The organism is Corynebacterium sp., from assembly GCF_022712195.1.
Classification (GTDB): Bacteria; Actinomycetota; Actinomycetes; order Mycobacteriales; family Mycobacteriaceae; genus Corynebacterium.
The window spans coordinates 59,019-76,111 of the sequence record NZ_JALAGY010000052.1; the positions used below are offsets into that span (position 1 = coordinate 59,019).

At 69.3% G+C, this 17,093-nt stretch carries 15 protein-coding genes and 1 tRNA gene; 3 read left to right on the plus strand and 13 right to left on the minus strand.

Features of this window, described 5'->3' with window-relative positions; genetic code table 11:
- Positions 1–102 precede the first annotated feature (102 nt).
- From Q0A34_RS06460 to Q0A34_RS06505, 10 genes are all read right to left on the minus strand, one after another.
- Entirely contained in the window at positions 103–897 is a 795-nt protein-coding gene (locus Q0A34_RS06460; RefSeq protein WP_291479186.1) for an ABC transporter permease, read from the minus strand.
- A complete protein-coding gene (locus Q0A34_RS06465; RefSeq protein WP_291479187.1) occupies positions 894–1,856 on the minus strand; it encodes an ATP-binding cassette domain-containing protein in 963 nt (320 codons plus the stop codon). Before Q0A34_RS06465 ends, Q0A34_RS06460 begins: the two co-directional genes overlap by 4 nt.
- 59 nt (positions 1,857–1,915) lie before the next feature.
- Complete coding sequence (locus Q0A34_RS06470; RefSeq protein WP_291479201.1) at positions 1,916–2,698, minus strand: spermidine synthase; 783 nt, start codon at positions 2,696–2,698, stop codon at positions 1,916–1,918.
- Positions 2,699–2,766: 68 nt separating this feature from the next.
- Positions 2,767–3,444 (minus strand): aminoacyl-tRNA hydrolase, encoded by a 678-nt coding sequence (gene pth / locus Q0A34_RS06475; protein ID WP_291479188.1) that lies wholly within the window; start codon positions 3,442–3,444, stop codon positions 2,767–2,769.
- Positions 3,441–4,016: an aminoacyl-tRNA hydrolase gene (pth, locus tag Q0A34_RS06480; RefSeq protein ID WP_291479189.1), complete on the minus strand. Its 576-nt coding sequence runs from the start codon at positions 4,014–4,016 to the stop codon at positions 3,441–3,443. Before pth (Q0A34_RS06480) ends, pth (Q0A34_RS06475) begins: the two co-directional genes overlap by 4 nt.
- 37 nt (positions 4,017–4,053) lie before the next feature.
- Positions 4,054–4,680, minus strand: coding sequence for a 50S ribosomal protein L25/general stress protein Ctc (locus Q0A34_RS06485; protein ID WP_291479190.1), 627 nt, complete (start codon positions 4,678–4,680; stop codon positions 4,054–4,056).
- Between the two features lie 165 nt (positions 4,681–4,845).
- A complete protein-coding gene (locus Q0A34_RS06490) occupies positions 4,846–5,811 on the minus strand; it encodes a ribose-phosphate diphosphokinase (protein ID WP_291479191.1) in 966 nt (321 codons plus the stop codon).
- Positions 5,812–5,922: 111 nt separating this feature from the next.
- Complete coding sequence (gene glmU, locus Q0A34_RS06495) at positions 5,923–7,314, minus strand: bifunctional UDP-N-acetylglucosamine diphosphorylase/glucosamine-1-phosphate N-acetyltransferase GlmU (RefSeq protein WP_291479202.1); 1,392 nt, start codon at positions 7,312–7,314, stop codon at positions 5,923–5,925.
- 139 nt (positions 7,315–7,453) lie between these two features.
- Positions 7,454–8,770: a hypothetical protein gene (locus Q0A34_RS06500; RefSeq protein WP_291479192.1), complete on the minus strand. Its 1,317-nt coding sequence runs from the start codon at positions 8,768–8,770 to the stop codon at positions 7,454–7,456.
- A gap of 159 nt (positions 8,771–8,929) precedes the next feature.
- A tRNA-Gln gene (locus Q0A34_RS06505) sits at positions 8,930–9,001 on the minus strand.
- Between the two features lie 70 nt (positions 9,002–9,071).
- Here Q0A34_RS06505 and mfd point away from each other — a divergent pair.
- Positions 9,072–12,854, plus strand: a complete 3,783-nt coding sequence (gene mfd / locus Q0A34_RS06510; protein ID WP_291479193.1) for a transcription-repair coupling factor — start codon at positions 9,072–9,074, stop codon at positions 12,852–12,854.
- A gap of 31 nt (positions 12,855–12,885) precedes the next feature.
- Positions 12,886–14,127: a MazG nucleotide pyrophosphohydrolase domain-containing protein gene (locus tag Q0A34_RS06515; protein ID WP_291479194.1), complete on the plus strand. Its 1,242-nt coding sequence runs from the start codon at positions 12,886–12,888 to the stop codon at positions 14,125–14,127.
- Here Q0A34_RS06515 and Q0A34_RS06520 read toward each other — a convergent pair.
- The 3 genes from Q0A34_RS06520 to Q0A34_RS06530 are packed head-to-tail and all read right to left on the minus strand — an operon-like array spanning position 14,102 to position 16,592.
- Entirely contained in the window at positions 14,102–14,983 is an 882-nt protein-coding gene (locus Q0A34_RS06520; RefSeq protein ID WP_291479195.1) for a metal ABC transporter permease, read from the minus strand. The two genes, Q0A34_RS06515 and Q0A34_RS06520, sit on opposite strands and share 26 nt — an antisense overlap.
- A complete protein-coding gene (locus tag Q0A34_RS06525; protein WP_291479196.1) occupies positions 14,983–15,675 on the minus strand; it encodes a metal ABC transporter ATP-binding protein in 693 nt (230 codons plus the stop codon). Before Q0A34_RS06525 ends, Q0A34_RS06520 begins: the two co-directional genes overlap by 1 nt.
- Positions 15,672–16,592 (minus strand): metal ABC transporter substrate-binding protein, encoded by a 921-nt coding sequence (locus Q0A34_RS06530; protein WP_291479197.1) that lies wholly within the window; start codon positions 16,590–16,592, stop codon positions 15,672–15,674. The genes Q0A34_RS06525 and Q0A34_RS06530 overlap by 4 nt, the downstream gene beginning before the upstream one ends.
- Before the next feature lie 129 nt (positions 16,593–16,721).
- On the opposite strand from Q0A34_RS06530, the gene Q0A34_RS06535 reads away from it, so the two are divergent.
- The coding region (locus Q0A34_RS06535; RefSeq protein WP_291479198.1) for a metal-dependent transcriptional regulator at positions 16,722–17,093 on the plus strand (372 nt) is incomplete at its 3' end.

The following is a 17,093-nucleotide window of genomic DNA, read 5'->3' on the forward strand; positions in this document are numbered from 1 at the left end:
AAGGAGGTGTGCTGATGCAGGATCACGGGCACGCGAAGAGGAACGTCGCACAGAAACTCATCGCCGGCGGCCGGATCCCGTACACCGCGGCCGCCTGAGCGGCTACTCCGCCCGTCGGAACCTCGCCACCGACAGGGGAGCGAAGACGAGCACCAGCAGGACCGCGGCGGCGAAGACGGCGGGTACCGGGTTCTGCATCGTCCAGATGTCGGGTGCGGGGGCGTCGCCGGTGTTGCCGAAGAGTTCGCGGGTGGCCTGGACCAGTGCGGAGACGGGGTTCCATTCGGCGAAGACGCGCAGGGCGGTGGGCATCGTCTCGGAGGGGACGAAGGCGTTGGACAGGAACGTCAGGGGGAACAGGACCATGAAGGTCGCGGAGTTCATCACCTCGGGACTGCGGACGACCTGGCCGAGCAGCACCATCACCCAGGAGAACGCCCACGAGAACAGCAGGAGCAGGCCGAGTCCCGCGAGGAAGCGGCCGACGCCGTCCTCGAAGCGCCATCCGACGGCGACTCCGGACAGGACCATCACCACCAGCGTCAACGTGTTGAGGACCAGGTCCGCCAGGGTGCGAGCCACCAGTACCGCGGACGGTGCCATGGGCAGCGTCTTGAACCGGTCGATCAGCCCCTTCTTCTTGTCCTCGGACATGAACATGCCTGAGAAGGTGGAGCCGAAGACCACGGTCTGCACGAAGATGCCGGCCATGAGGAAGTCCGTGTAGTTCTGCCCGGGCACCTGGATGGCGCCGCCGAACACCTGGCTGAACAGCAGGACGAACATGATGGGCTGGACCATGCCCCACATCAGCACGTCCGGGGTGCGGCGGAAGTGGATGAGGTTACGCAGTGTCACCGCGCGGACGTCGGTGAACCAGTTGCTGACGGTGCTCATGACGCGTCCTTCCCGGTGTCGTCCCCGGTGAGGGAGAGGAAGACGTCGTCGAGGGTGGGGCGGGCCAGTCCGATGTCGTGGACCTCGACGCTGTTGGCCCGGATGTCGTGGAGGGCGCGTTCGAGGGCGGCGGGACCGTCGTCGACGGCGAGGGTGAGGGTACGTTCGCGGCGGGTGACGCTCTCGTCGCCGAGGGCGAGGGGCTGGAGGAGCCGGACCACGGTGTCGGCGTCGGCGGGGTCGGCGAGGGTGACGGTGACGCGCTGACCGCCGACCTGGGTCTTGAGGACGTCGGCGGTTCCTTCGGCGATGACGGTGCCGTTGTCGATCACGCTGATCTCGTCGGCGAGTTGGTCGGCCTCCTCCAGGTACTGGGTGGTGAGCAGGAGGGTGGTGCCGGCGGCGACGCGTTCACGGATCACGTCCCACAGGCTGAGTCGGGCCGCCGGGTCGAGCCCGGTGGTCGGTTCGTCGAGGAAGAGGATCCGCGGGTTGTTCACCAGGGAGGACGCCAGGTCGGCGCGCCGTCGCATGCCGCCGGAGAAGCCCTTGACGGGCCGGTCGGCGGCGTCGGTGAGGTTGAACAGCTCGAGCAGTTCCTCCGCCCTCCTCTTCGCGGTCCGGTCGCCGAGGTGGAAGAGACGGCCGATGAGCATGAGGTTCTCCCGGGCGGAGAGGTCCTCGTCGATGGTGGCGTACTGGCCGGAGGCGCCGATGATCTCCCGGACGCGCGCTGACTGCCGCACCACGTCGAGTCCCGCCACGGTGGCGGTGCCGGAAGTGGGGCGGATGAGTGTGGTCAGGACCTTGACGGTGGTGGTCTTGCCGGCGCCGTTGGGGCCGAGGAGCCCGCGGACGGTGCCTTCCTCGACGGTGAGGTCGAGGCCGTCGAGAGCCCGGACCTCCCCGGAGGAGGACTGGTAGGTTTTCCGGACGTCATGCAGCTCGATGAGGGGCATGGTGCCGAATGGTACTGCACCGGGTCCCTCGTGGGGAGAGGGCTGTGGCGCGGCCGGGGTCAGTTCTCCCGCCGGGGTCTCGCGCCGGAGAAGAACTGACGTACCCAGGCCTCGTCCCTGTACTGGGCGGGCACGGCACCGCCGAGCAGGTCCCGGGCGACCGCCGCGTGTTCGGGCGTCTCGGTCTCGGGCAGGGGGACGTCCGAGCCGATCAGGATGATGTTCCCGTACCTCCGGCCCTTGAGCATGGGCGGATCGGCGATCACGGCCAGGTGCGCCCACACCTGCGCCATCCCCGCGAGCTCGGCCTTCGCGCCGGAGAGGTCGGCGTGGTCACCGCAGTTGGCCAGGTACACCCCGCCGGGCGCGAGTCCGCGGCGGCAGTCGCGGAAGAACTCCACGGTGGTGAGGTTCTCCGGGGTCACCGCGCCGGCGAAGGCGTCACGGATGATCACGTCCCGGCTGGCGGGGGTGAAGTCGGCGGCGACGTCACGGGCGTCGTCCACCCGGATCTTCACCCGCGGGGAGCGGGGGATGTCGAACCACTCGCGGGACAGGCGGGCCAGCTCCCCGTCCAGCTCGACGACGGTGTTGCGTGACTCCGGGTAGACGTCGGCCACGTAGCGGGCGAGGGTGCAGGCACCTCCTCCGAGGTGGGTCACCCGAAGTCGGGACGGGTCCAGGTGTGCGTCGACGTGTGCGCGCAGTGCGACGGCGATCCACTGCATGTACTCGAAGACGAGCGTCCGGGGTTCACCCAGGACGATATGGCTGCTCGGTACTCCGTTCACGCTGATCAGCCACCCGTCGGGCTGCTGGGGGTCGGCCTCGAGCTCGAGGATGCCGTAGTCGCCCTCGAACGTCCCGGCGACGGGGGCCGGGTGGCGGGCGGACTTCTTCTTCGGGGAGCTCACGCCCGGGAGTGTATCTCGTTCTGCGCCGCGGCGAGCCCACGGGAGACGGTGATGTGCACCGCGTCGGCCGCGGTGTCGGCGGTGGCGTCCCAGTCGGTGCCGTCGTCCAGCGCGGTCAGAACGTGCTCGACCACCCCTGTCCCGGCGGGCGGGCGCCCGATCCCCACCCGTACGCGGACGTAGTCGCGGGTGCCGAGTTCCGCGCTCACCGACTTCAGCCCGTTGTGCCCGTTCTCGTTGCCGCCCAGCTTCACCTTCACCCGTCCGGCGGGCAGGTCGAGCTCGTCATGGACGACGATCACGTGGTCGGGGCTGATGCCGTAGCTCGTGGCCAGTGGCGCGACGGCCTCACCGGAGAGGTTCATGTAGGTCGTCGAGCGCACGAGCAGCACGCCGTGGCCGTCGATCTCCACACGTGCGACCTGCGCCTTCGTGCCGGGGACGCCGCGCAGGCCGTCGGCGGTGGAGCGGTCCACGAGACGGTCGGTGACGAGATAGCCGACATTGTGGCGGGTGCCCTCGTACTTCCCGCCGGGGTTGCCCAGCCCGATCACGAGCCACTGTGCGGGTGCCGCCGCCGGTGCCGCCGCCGGTGCCGCCGCCGGTGCGGGGGAGGGGGCGGTTGAGTCGGGACGCCGGCGGAACAGTGACGTCAGTCGGGAGAGCACGCTCATGACGCCGAGTCTACCGCCAGGTCGACGATGAGCTCCGCGGCGTCGGCGAGGGTGATCGGCAGCTCCGTGCGCTCGGACTTCGAGAAGGGCTTGAGGACGTAGGACGCCGGCGCCATGCGCCCGGGGGGACGTCCGATGCCGACCTGCACGCGGCGGAAGTCGCGGGTCCCCAGCGACTTGGCGATGTCGCGGAGCCCGTTGTGCGAGTTCAGGCCACCGCCGGTCTTCAGTTTCACCACCCCGGGGTCGAGGTCCAGCTCGTCGTGGACGACGACCACCGAGTCAGCGGGCACCCGGTAGTAGGAGGCCAGTGCCTTCACCGGGCCGCCGGACAGGTTCATGAAGCTGCGGGGGACGGCGAGGATCACGCGGCGGTCCCCGATCCTGGTCTCCGCGACCCGGGCGTTGAGCTTCCGGTTCGTGGTGAAGGACGGGGGGCCGGCGGGGCCGCCGCAGTGGCCGGTGAGTTCGTCGAGGACCATGGCGCCGACGTTGTGGCGGGTGCCCTCGTACTGCGCCCCGGGGTTACCGAGGCCGACAACGAGAAAGGGAGACCGGTCAGTGCTGTTCACTGATCCAGTCTCCCATACCCGGGTGCGGGGGTCGGAACTACTCCGCGGACTCCTCGGAGGAGGCCTCGGCCTCACCCTCGGCGGCAGCCTCGTCGGTCTCCTCGGGCTCCGGGGCGACCTCGGGCTCGATGATGTTGACGATCAGCGTGTCGGCGTCGGACACCAGGGAGGTGTTGGCCGGCATCGCCAAGTCGCCGGCGGTGATCTGGTCGCCGACGACCTTGCCCTCGATGGAGAAGGTGATCTCCTCGGGGATGGACAGGACGTCGGACTCGATGGTGACGACGTCGGCGTCCTGGACGACCTGGGTGCCCGGGGCGGCCTCGCCCTCGGCGACGACCGGGACGTCGACCTGGACGGTCTCGCCGCGCTTGACGGAGAGCAGGTCGGCGTGGTCGATGTCCAGGGTCAGGACGTTCTGGTCGACGGACTTGATCATGCAGAGGTTGTCCTGGCCGTCGACCTCCACCTCGAGGATGGCGTTGACGCCGATGTTGCGGACGATGCCCTGGAACTCGAGCAGGTCGAAGCTCACGTGGATGGGCTCGTGGAAGGTTCCGTAGAGGACGGCCGGGATGCGCCAGTCGCGGCGCAGGCGGCGTGCAGCGCCCTTGCCGAACTCGTTACGCGGCAGTGCGCTGATGCGGGTGATGTTCGTTGCCATGGTGATCTCCTAGATGTCGGAACTGATCGGTCTCACGAAAAAAGCCGCAGACTCTGCTGCGGCTGATGGTGCGGTGACCGTTCCGTGGTGACGAACACCCTGGAACGTATGCGCGCCGATAACGGCCGGAGTTAACCGGCCCTCGCCGAGACGGTCAAGAGTGTATCACTCGAAGAGTGTGGTGACCGAACCGTTCTCGAAGATCTCGTGGATGGTCTTCGCCACCAGCGGGGCGATCGGCAGGACGGTGAGGTTGTCCCAGCCCTCCGTGCTCTGCGGGAGCGTGTCGGTGGTGATGACCTCGCGGGCGCCGCAGTTGTCGAGGCGCTCGCGGGCCGGGCCGGAGAACACCCCGTGGGTGGTGGCGATGATGACGTCACCGGCACCGGCCTCACGCAGCACCTTCACGGCGCCGGCGATGGTTCCGCCGGTGTCGATCATGTCGTCCAGCAGGATGCAGGTCATGCCCTCGACGTCGCCGACGACACGGTTGGCGGTCACGCTGTTGGCCACGTCGATGTCACGGGTCTTGTGGACGAAGGCCAGCGGGGCACCGCCGAGCACGTTCGACCACTTCTCGGCGACCTTCACGCGACCGGCGTCGGGGGAGACCACGCAGAGGTTGTCCTTGCCGTACTTGTCGATGATGTAGTCGGTGAGGATCGGCATGGCGTGCATGTGGTCGACCGGGCCGTCGAAGTAGCCCTGGATCTGGTCGGTGTGCAGGTCCACCGAGACGATGCGGTCGGCGCCGGCGGTCTTGAGCAGGTCGGCGATCAGACGGGCGGAGATCGGCTCGCGGCCGCGGTGCTTCTTGTCCTGGCGGGCGTAGGGGTAGAACGGCAGGACGGCGGTGATGCGCTTGGCGGATCCGCGCTTGAGGGCGTCGATCATGATCAGCTGTTCCATCACCCACTTGTTCAGCGGCTGCGGGTGGGACTGCAGGACGAAGGCGTCCGAGCCGCGGACCGACTCCTCGAACCGGACGAAGATCTCGCCGTTGGCGAAGTCGTGCGCGGTGGTGGGGGTCAGCTCGATGCCGAGCTCGCGGGCGACGGCCTCGCCGAGCTCAGGGTGGGCACGACCGGAGAAGAGCATCAGGTTCTTCTGGTTGTCGATCCAGTGTGACACGGATTCTACGACCTTTCCGACAGAGGGGAGGTGTGGGGTTCAGGGGACGTTGGTGAGCTTATCGCTGCTGTGAGTGTAAGACGGGGGGTTCGTCCGGACCAATCCGGAGGCTCAGGAACCGCCGTCGCGCTGGGCGGCCTCGGCCGCCCGTGCCGCGGCGCTGCCGGGGCGTCTGCGCTGCACCCAGCCCTCGATGTTGCGCTGCTGGCCGCCGGAGACGGCCAGTGCGCCCGCCGGGACGTCGTCCTTGATCACGGTCCCCGCACCCGAGTAGGCGCCGTCGCCGACGGTGACCGGGGCGATGAACATCGTGTCGGAGCCGGTGCGCACGTGCGACCCCACGGTGGTGTGGTGCTTGTCGACCCCGTCGTAGTTGACGAAGACGCTGGACGCGCCGATGTTGGAGTACTCGCCGATGGTGGCGTCGCCGACGTAGGTCAGGTGCGGCACCTTCGACCCGCGTCCGATGGTCGCGTTCTTGGCCTCGACGAACCCGCCGAGCTTGCCCTGCTCGCCCAGGACGGTGCCGGGACGCAGGTAGGTGAACGGGCCGACCTCGGCGTCCGCCCCGATGACCGCCTCCACGGCGTGGGTGCGGATGACGGACGCGCGCTCGCCGACCGTCACGTCCTGCAGCGTGGAGTCGGGTCCCACCGTGGCGCCCTCGGCGATGGTGGTGCGACCCTTGAGCTGGGTGCCGGGCAGGACGGTCACGTCCGCGCCGATGCTGACCTCCACGTCGATCCACGTGGTGGCGGGGTCGACGACGGTGGCGCCGCCGCGCATCGCGGCCTCGACCGTGCGGCGGTTCAGCTCCTTGCCGGCGGCGGCGAGCTGGACCCGGTCGTTGACCCCGGCCAGCTCGCGGTAGTCGTCGGAACGGTGGGCGCGCACCGGGTGGCCGTCGTGCCGGGCGATCCCGAGCACGTCGGTGAGGTAGAGCTCGCCCTGGGAGTTGTCGGTGCGCAGCCGGGTCAGGGCGTCGCGCAGGATCGCGGCGTCGAAGGCGAAGACACCGGAGTTGATCTCGGTGACGAGGCGTTCCGCCTCGGTGGCGTCCTTCTCCTCGACGATGGCGGTGACCTCGTTCTCTTCGTTACGGATGATGCGTCCGTAACCGTAGGGGTCCGCCAGGGAGGTGGTCAGCACGGTCACCGCGGTCGGGACCTCGGTGTGTGCGGCGTGCAGGTGGCCGAGGGTGTCTCCGGTGAGCAGCGGGACGTCCGCGTTGGTCACGATGACGGTGCCCTCGAAGCCCTCGAGGGCCGGCATGGCGCACTGCACGGCGTGGCCGGTGCCGAGCTGCTCCTCCTGGACGGCCAGGTCGACCGGTGCGGTGAGCTCCTCGGCGATCCTCTCTGCGGCGGGGCCGACCTGGTCCCGGCCGTGCCCCACGACGGCGACGATTCGCTCGGGGGAGACGGTGTCGGCGGCGTGCAGACTGTGCGCCAGCAGGGTCCGCCCGCCGATCGAGTGCAGGGTCTTCTGCGTGGCGGATTTCATGCGGGTCCCGGCACCGGCGGCGAGTACGACGACGGCGACCGGCTTCTTCTGTTCAGTCACGATGGGCGGTGTCCTTCACTTGGCGGTCGACTGCGGAGGTGGATCACACGAATGACCGACAGTCTAACGCCGTCGACGCTCAGGACCGGGAACCGCCCTCAGCGGGTTCCACGACCGCTACGACCGTGTCGGTGCCTCTGCTGTGGTTGACGGAGTCCGCGAACCAGCCACGTCCCTGATCGTCGACGTGGATCGGCAGAGTGCCCTGTTCCATCAGCGCCTCCTCGTCACCGATCTTCATCGAGGCGGCCACCTGGGTGGCGTCGTCGCCGCTGCCTCGCTCGCCGTAGCCGTAGACGGTGCCGTCGTCCAGGACGATGCGGGGTTCGAAGTTGCCGCGACGGGACTGCTGGCACGACAGGATGCCGTTCCCTGCGTCGATGAGGTACTGGGCGTAGGTGACGACACGGCCGTCAGGGGAGACCGCGAGCCGCTTGTCGTCATCGGAGACGAAGCCTGCGGAGCAGTCATCCTCTGTGCGGGCGACGACGGTGCCGTCGGAGATGTCGACGGCCACCGTCTCGCGTGTCGAACCGCTGCCGGTGGACTCGTTCGCCGGCTTTCCGCCCGTGACCGAGAAGACGGCGTAGTCCCCGATGAGCGTGTCGAACTCAGCACGTCCGGAGCTTCCGGAGCCCGGCAGGTCGTCCTGGGTCCACGTGTCGGTCCCGTACCGGGAGTCCTTCAGCCCGATCATTGAACCGATCTCGTCCGAGGTCGGCACCAGGGTCTTCGTCAGGGGTTCCGAAGCGTCGGAACCGTACCCGACAACAGTGGGGGAGTCTCCGTCGTCGTCACCCTGATCACCGTCGTCGACGGGTTCCCCGGTCAACGGGTCCAGCGTGTCGCCCCGGTACTCGACCAGGCCGGCGTGGATCCTCGCGATCTCGTCGACACCCTCGAGCGGGCCGTCGAACACCGGTGACCCGTCAGCGTCCCACACGCTGAGGAATACCCGGGCGTCGGACGACGTCTCGTCGCCGAGTCGGCGGGAGTCGTTCGACTCCGGGACGCCTTTGCGCCACAGTGCGACGTAGTCCGTGCCCTGGCGGGTGAAGGTGTCGATCCTGTAGTCCTGCTGGGCGGCATTCTGCTTCAGCGGTTCGACGTCCAGAAGTTCCGTGCCGTCCGCTGTGGACCTCTTGACCTGGTTGAGACCTTCGCCGACGTACAGCGCGTCTGCGACGACAGCTCCGCTGGCGTCCACCCCGCCGCCGATCATCGATGACTCCAGGACCATCGCGACCGAGTCCGGGTCCCAGCGTTCGGGGATGTCGTAGCTGAGTGTGAAGTCAGGGGCAGGGGAACTGTCCTGCTGCTCAGGCGAGGAACCGCCGGCGGAACGTTCGCCGCTGTCGCAGGCGGCCGCCGTGAACAGCAGGGAACCGGCCAGCACGGCGGCGAGGGGGCCTCTGGGACAGGATCGGAGGGGAGAGCGCATTCTTACCTCGGTGTCAGTCGCACATGAACGTTTTCATGCATGATTATGCGAGGCGTGACACTCAGGAGACATGCTCTTCGGGGAAAACTCCCCGGACGCCCCCGTCGACTGAAGCTCCCCCACCAGGACTCGAACCTGGAATGACGGTACCAAAAACCGCAGTGTTGCCGATTACACCATGGGGGAAGACCCGGGTCGCTGCGCCCCGGTCAACCGGTCACTCTACCCGATGTCCGTCAGACTACGATGGTTGCCCATGAGTGCCACCCACACAACCCCGACACCTCCGCTGTCCGGGGTGCTGCGTTCCGTCGCCTCCGATCCGAAGCTCAGGGGCATGGTCACCCACGTCGGTGACCGGCGTCTGCACCTGCAGGGACCGGAGGCGGCGTGGCCCTTCGCCGTCGGCGCCCTGGCGCAGAAGGCGCCCGTCCTGCTGGTGACGGCGACGGGACGTCAGGCGGAGGACCTCACCGCCCAGCTCACCGCGATGCTGGGGGACACCGTGGCCATGGTGCCGTCCTGGGAGACCCTGCCGCACGAGCGGCTGTCCCCGGGCGTGGAGACGGTGTCGCAGCGTCGGCACGCGCTGTACCGGCTCGCCCACGGGCAGGTGAAGGTGCTTGTCGCCCCCACCCGGTCGGTGGTCCAGCCGGTGATGGCCGGTCTGGGAGACGTGGAACCGGTGCGGCTGCGGGAAGGGGAGGAGCTCGACTTCGCCGGGGTGCAGGAGCGGCTCGTGGAGTTCGGCTACACCCACTCCGACGTGGTGGGGCGCCGCGGCGAGTTCGCCACCCGAGGCGGCATCCTCGACATCTTCCCGGCGACCGCGGAGATGCCGGTACGTGTCGAGTTCTGGGGCGACGAGGTCAGCGAGGTCCGGGCGTTCTCCGTCGGTGACCAGCGCACCATCCCGGAGGCGGTGACGACGGCTGTGGAGGTCCACCCGGTCCGTGAGCTCCTCATCACCGACGACGTCGCCCGACGGGCCGGGACCCTGGCGAGGGAGAACGCCGGGAACCCGGAACTGGCAGAGGCCTTCGACAAGATCAGCCAGCACACCCCGGTGCAGGGGATGGAGTCGTTGATCCCCCTGCTGTACGACGGGCCGATGCAGACCCTGCCGGAACTGATGCCGCAGGGTGCCCACACCGTGGTGCTCGCCCCGGCCGCGGTGCAGCGCCGGGCCGAGGACCTCATCGCCACCGGCCGGGAGTTCCTCGCCGCCGGATGGGAGGTCGCGGCGATGGGTGGTGCCGCCCCGGTGGATGTCAGCGCCATCGCCGCCAACAGTGCAGACGGTGGCACGGCTACGGGGGGCCACGACGTGGACCGCGCCGGCTACCGTGACCTGGCGTCCCTTCGTGCGACGCAGGACGCCCTCGGCATGCCGTGGTGGACACTGTCACCGACCGGTGTGGCGGACTGGGACACCGGGGACACCGGGGACACCGGGGACACCGGGGACACCGGGGACGCCGGCTCCGACGCCGCTGAACCGCTGCTGCTCGACTTCGACCCCGCGCCGGCACCGCACGGTGACATGGAGGCCATCGGCCAGCTGATGTCCACCGTCCGCCGGCGGGTGGAGGACGGTGGACGGGTGGCGTACGCGGCACCGTCGCCGACGATCGTGGCACGCATGCTGCGGCGCTTCCGCGAGGCCGGGATCGCCGCGGAGGCCGTCGGGGTGGACCTGGACGGCATCACCGGCCAGGGCCGGATGCGCCGGTCGAAGCACACCGCCGACGAGGTGCCGGCCGCCGGGACCGTCAGCATCTACCAGGCGCCGGCGCACGCCGGTCTCGACACCCGGGAGCTGCTGTTCGTCACCGAGGCCGACGTCACGGGCAACCGCGTGGAGGCCAGCGCGACCGGGCGCCGTAAACCGGCCAAGAAGCGCAACCGCGTCGACCCGCTGGCCCTGGCCCCGGGCGACCTGGTGGTCCACGACCAGCACGGCATCGGCAAGTTCGTGAAGATGACCGAACGCACCGTCGGCAAGGGGCCGGACGCGTCGCGGCGTGAGTACCTGGTGCTGGAGTACGCCCCGTCGAAGCGGGGTGGCCCGGGCGACCAGCTCTACGTCCCGATGGACCAGCTGGACCTGCTGTCCCGGTACGTCGGCGGGGAGAAGCCCTCCCTGTCGAAGATGGGAGGGTCGGACTGGAAGAACACCAAGAAGAAGGCCCGCGGGGCGGTCCGTGAGATCGCCGGTGAGCTGGTGCAGCTCTACGCGGCGCGGCAGGCCGCACCCGGCTACGCCTTCGACCCCGACTCGCCCTGGCAGCGGCAGATGGAGGAGGCCTTCCCCTTCACCGAGACCGAGGACCAGTTCAACGCCATCGAGGCGGTGAAGGCGGACATGGAGAAGCCCGTGCCGATGGACCGGGTGATCGTCGGCGACGTCGGCTACGGCAAGACCGAGGTGGCCGTGCGTGCGGCGTTCAAGGCGGTGCAGTCCGGGAAACAGGTCGCCGTTCTGGTACCCACCACGCTGCTGGCGCAGCAGCACTACCGCACCTTCGTCGACCGGATGCAGGACTTCCCCACGCAGGTCCGGGAACTCTCGCGGTTCACCTCGCCGAAGGAGTCCGCGGAGATCTTCGCCGGCATGGCCGACGGCACGGTCGACATCGTCATCGGCACGCACCGGCTGCTGGGCACCGGAATCCAGTGGAAGAACCTGGGGCTGATCATCGTCGACGAGGAACAGCGTTTCGGCGTGGAGCACAAGGAGCACATCAAGTCCCTGCGCACCCACGTGGACGTGCTGACCATGTCCGCCACCCCCATCCCGCGCACCCTGGAGATGTCGATGGCCGGCATCCGTGAGATGTCGACGATCCTCACCCCGCCGCAGGACCGGCACCCGGTGCTGACGTACGTCGGCTCGCAGGACGAGAAGCACGTGGCCGCGGCGATCCGGCGCGAACTGCTGCGCGACGGCCAGGTCTTCTACGTCCACAACAAGGTCCGGAGCATCGAGGACACCGCCTCGCGCATCCGGCAGCTGGTGCCCGAGGCCCGGGTGGTGGTCGCCCACGGCCAGATGAGCGAGGAGCAGCTGGAGACCACGGTGCAGGGCTTCTGGGACCGGGAGTTCGACGTGCTGGTGTGCACCACCATCGTGGAGACCGGCCTGGACATCGCCAACGCCAACACCCTCATCGTGGAGAACGCCCACCACATGGGCCTGTCGCAGCTCCACCAGCTGCGTGGCCGGGTGGGGCGTTCCCGCGAGCGCGCCTACGCCTACTTCCTCTACCCGAAGGGGGAGACGCTCACCGAGACGTCCTACGACCGGTTGACCACCATCGCCCAGAACAACGACCTGGGTGCGGGTATGGCGGTGGCCATGAAGGACCTGGAGATGCGCGGGGCGGGCAACGTCCTCGGGGCGGAGCAGTCCGGGCACATCGCCGGGGTGGGCTTCGACCTCTACGTCCGGCTCGTCGGGGAGGCCGTGGAGGCCTTCCGTGCGATGGCGGACGGGGAGACGGTGGACGGGTCGGACACCGCGGAGCGCCGGGAGATCCGGATCGACCTGCCGGTCGACGCCCACATCCCGGTGACCTACATCGCCAGTGAACGGCTGCGGCTGGAGGCCTACCGCAAGTTCGCCGAGGCCACCGACGACGAGGCGCTGCGACAGGTCCTCGAGGAACTGCGCGACCGCTACGGCGACATCCCCGAGGAGGTCCAGCGGCTGGTGGTCGTGGCCCGCCTGAGGATGGTGTGCCGCGACCTGGACGTCACCGAGGTGATCCAGACCGGGTCGAAGATCAGCTTCTCGCCCATCACGTTGGCGGACTCCGGTCAGGTGCGTCTCAAGCGGCTCTTCCCCGCGGCGACGTACCGCGCCACCCCGAAGACGGTCCTCGTCCCGGTGCCGAAGGAGGGGTCCGGGATGCGGGCCGTCGCCCTGCGTGACCTCGACCTCGTGCAGTGGTGCGCCAACGTGCTCACGGACCTGGCGGGCGTCCCGCGACGCGACGTCACGGCCGCGGCGGGACACACGGAGCCGGTTACCCGCTGAGTCCGCGGCGTCACCCGGTACACTTACCTCCATGTCAGTCGTGCTGCTGGACCCCAGATTCCCCGCGATGCTGCCCGTGGAGGCGGTACCGTTGCTCGGTGACGACGTCTGCTACACCGAGGAGGTGCCGGTTCGGATCCGCTGGGTCATCGCCGACCTCGGAGGGCACACGGTCGACGACACCGAGGTGATCGTGACCACCGACCTCGCCAACGAGGCCGTGATCGAGCGCCTCGAGAGGGGCGACGGACTGGTGAAGGCCCCGAGCCTGCTCATGGAGATGGCCGGGGACCGGGAGATCGAGGCAGCGCCGTCCTCTGCTCCCGCCCAGACACCGGTGCAGGAGACCGCCCAGGTGGACTACTCCGGAGGCGGTGTGGTGGACGGGGAGATCGTCGGCACGGACGATCACACCGCCGCCGTCGCCGGACTTCGCCGGACCTCCCGCACCGAGGTGCCGTCCTCGGTGATGGACGAGATCGAGGACGCCGTGGCGTTGATGACCCGTGCGATGCGTCAGGGGGAGTGGGAGCAGTCCCAGACCCACCACTCGCTGTTGGCGTACCTGCGTGAGGAGACCGAGGAGCTGGCCCGGGTCATCGACCAGGTGGAGCCCGGCGGGGACGAGTCCGCGATCGACCAGCAGGAGCTGTGCACCGAGTTGTCGGACATCCTGCTGCAGGTCCTCTTCCACGCCGAGATTGCCAACCGTCGCGGCGCCTTCGACATCGGCCACGTCGCCGGGGCGTTCGTGGCGAAGATGCGTTCGCGTGCCCCCTACCTCTTCGAGGAGGTGGAACGGCCGGTGTCGCGAGTGGAGCAGGACCGTCTCTGGGCCGAGGGCCGGGCGAAGGAGGGCAAACCGCCCTACAAGGAGTCCGCCGAGTCTTCCGATGCCGCTGACGCTGCCGACGGCACCGTGCCGCCCCGCGAGGAGCCGCATGCGACGACGTTCGCCGCGGTGGACGGCCGTGGACCGGCCGCACCTGCCTCGCCTGCGGCACCGTCGGCGCTCGCCGCGGCGGAGGAGGTCATCATCCTCGCCCGCCGCCACGGCCTGTCGGACGCGGAGATCCCCACCGACATCCGCTTCCCGATGATCGGGCTGGAGCGCGACGACGTCGGGGACTCCGACCACCGTCTGATCACCGCGGTGGAGGCGTTCCGGCGGGAGCTGGAGCACCGCTTCGGTGGAGACCGCCCGGACGCTGCGGACGGCCCGGACGGCCCGGACGGCCCGGACGGCGCTAGCGACGGGAGCTGGGGGAAGTAGCCCGGCGGCGCCGCACCGCGGTGGTGACCAGGCCCTCCCGGGGTGCGAACAGGTAGGCCGTCAGGAAGACGCCGGCCTGGACCAGCACGATGGAGCCGCCGGCGGAGATGTCCCGGTAGAAGCTCAGCCAGATCCCGGCCACCGAGCTGCCCCACGCCACGGCGGGGGCGATGAGCATCATCCGTCCGATCTGACGGGTGAGCAGGTAGGCCGTCGCGCCGGGGGTGATCAGCAGTGCGACGACGAGGATCACCCCCACCGCCTGCATCGAGGCGACGACGACCAGCGCCAGGCAGACCATCACCGTCCACCGGACCGAGCCGGTGTGCATCCCGGCGATGCGGGCGTGGTCGGGGTCGAAGGCCCACGCGGTGATGGTGCGGCGCATCAGCAGCATGGTCAGGAGCGCGACGGTACCGAACAGCAGGACCTGGACCATCGAGTCGCGGGAGATGCCCAGCAGGTTGCCGAAGAGGATCTCCTGCAGGTTCGTCCCCGCCGGGGTCACGGACACCAGGACCAGGCCGAGGGCGAACAGGGCGGTGAAGATCACCCCGATGGCGGTGTCGCCCTTCAGTGTGGTGCGTTGCCCCACGGCGCCGACCATGCCGACGGCGAGCAGGGCGGCGACGAGTGCGCCGACCGCGAAGGGCCAGCCGAGGATGTAGGAGACCACCACACCCGGCAGGACGGCGTGGGAGACGGCGTCGCCCATCAGTGACCAGCCGATCAGCACGAGCCAGCAGGACAGCAGCCCGGCGATGACCGCGGTGACCGTGGCCACCAGCAGGGCCCGTTGGACGAAGCCGTAGTCGAGGGGTTCGAGGAACCACAGGAACTCGGGGATGCCGCTCATCATGCCTCCGGTGCGGGTGTGCTGAACGTGGCCAGCAGGTTGTCGGTGGTGAGTACCCCGGACGGGGTGCCGTGGGCGACGACCCGGCGCTGGAGCATGGTGACGGTGTCGCACAGTTCCGGCACCGAGCCGAGGTCGTGGGTGGAGATCAGCACACAGCGTCCGTCGTCCGCCAGGGACCGCAGCAGGGAGCTGACGGTGGACTGGCTGACGGTGTCCACCCCGGCGAAGGGTTCGTCGAGGAGGATGACGGTGGCGTCCTGGGCCAGGCCGCGGGCGACGAAGGTCCGTTTCCGCTGCCCTCCGGAGAGCTGCCCGATCTGGCGGTCGGCCAGGGCGGTGAGGTCGGTGCGGGCGAGGGCCTCGTCCACGGCGCGCCGGTCGGCGTCCCGCGGGCGTCTGAGCAGTCCCATGTGCCCGTAGCGGCCCATGGTGACCACGTCGCGGACGCTGACGGGGAAGGTCCAGTCGACTTTCTCGGACTGGGGGACGTAGGCGGTGCTGCCGGCGACCGAGACGCTGCCGCTGTCGGGGCGGACACCGCCGGTGAGGGTGTTGAACAGGGTGGACTTCCCGGAACCGTTCATGCCGATCAGGCCGTGGACGGCGCCGGCGTCCAGGTGCAGCGAGACGTCCTCGAGGGCCCGGATCGTCCCGTAGCTGACGGTGACGTCCTGAAGGGTGATCGTCACCGGCGGTCACCCCGCAACCCGGCGACGACGGTGTCGACGTCGTGGCGGATCAGGTCGAGGTAGGTCGGGGCCGCCCCGCCGTCCTCGGTGAGTGAGTCGACGTAGAGGGTGCCGCCGTCGCGTGCACCGGTGTCTCGGATGAGCTGCTCCTTGGGTCCGGGGTCCACGGTGGACTCGCAGAAGACGGCGGGGACGTCGTTGTCCTCGACGAATGCCGCGGCGGAGCGTATCTGGTCGGGGGTGATCTCGGCGTCGGAGTTCACCGGCCAGATGTAGCTCTCGGCCATGCCGGCGTCGCGGGTGAGGTAGCTGAACGCGCCCTCGCAGGTCTGCAGGGCCCGCTGGTTCTCCGGCAGGTGGGCCAGCCCGTCGGTGAGGTCGCGCCGGACGTCCTCCAGCTGCTCCTTGTAGGCCTCGGCGTTGTCCCGGAAGGTCCCGGCGTCGGCGGGACGGTGGTCGCTGAGGGCGTCGGTGATGTTGTCCACGTACACCGCCGCCAGGGCGGGACTCATCCAGGCGTGGGGGTTCGGCTCCCCGGAGCCCTCGATGGGGACGGGGTCGATGCCGGCGGTCACGGTGACGCGGGTGGCGTCGGAGTCGGCGGTGAGCTTGTCCAGCCAGTTCTCCAGGCCGAACCCGTTGCTCAGGATCACCTCGGCGCCCGCGGCGGTGCGGATGTCACCGGGGGTGGGGTCGTACCCGTGGATCTCCGCGCCGGGGCGGGTGAGGGAGGAGACCTCGAGGACGTCGCCGGCGACCTGCTGCGCCATGTCGGCGAGGACGGTGAAGGTCGCGAGGACCTCAGGCGAGTCCCCGGGCGAGCTGCCGGGTGAGCTGCCGGGGGAGCAGGCGAGGAGGCTTCCCGCCGTCAGGGCGGCGGTGGCGGCCGCGGTGGTTATACGGAGGTACCGGATCACAGGAGTTCTCCAATGTCGATGGATTAAGTTCAATTCAGCGAACTCTATACTTCAAGAGGAGTGTTGGGCAACGTGCCAGTTCAGTACAGTGCACCGGAGTACGCACGGGGGTGCGGTAGACTCTCCGCCATGCATGTCACCGATCTGCCGGACCGGTCGCAGGACTACCTCAAGAAGATCTACGATCTCCAGGAGTGGGACCGCAGCGGCGCGTCCCTCTCCGTCCTCGCCGATGAGCTGGGGCAGCGCCGCTCCACCGCCTCCGAGGCGGTGAAGCGGCTCGTCGCCGAAGGCCTCGTGGTCCATGCCCCCTACGGTGACATCACCCTCAGCGACGACGGGCACCGTCTGGCGCTGCAGATGGTCCGCCGGCACCGCCTCATCGAGACCTACCTGCTGCGCGAACTCGGCTACGGCGTGGACGAGGTCCACGACGAGGCCGAGGTGCTCGAGCACGCCGTGTCCGACACCTTCATCGCCCGGATCGACTCGGCCATGGGC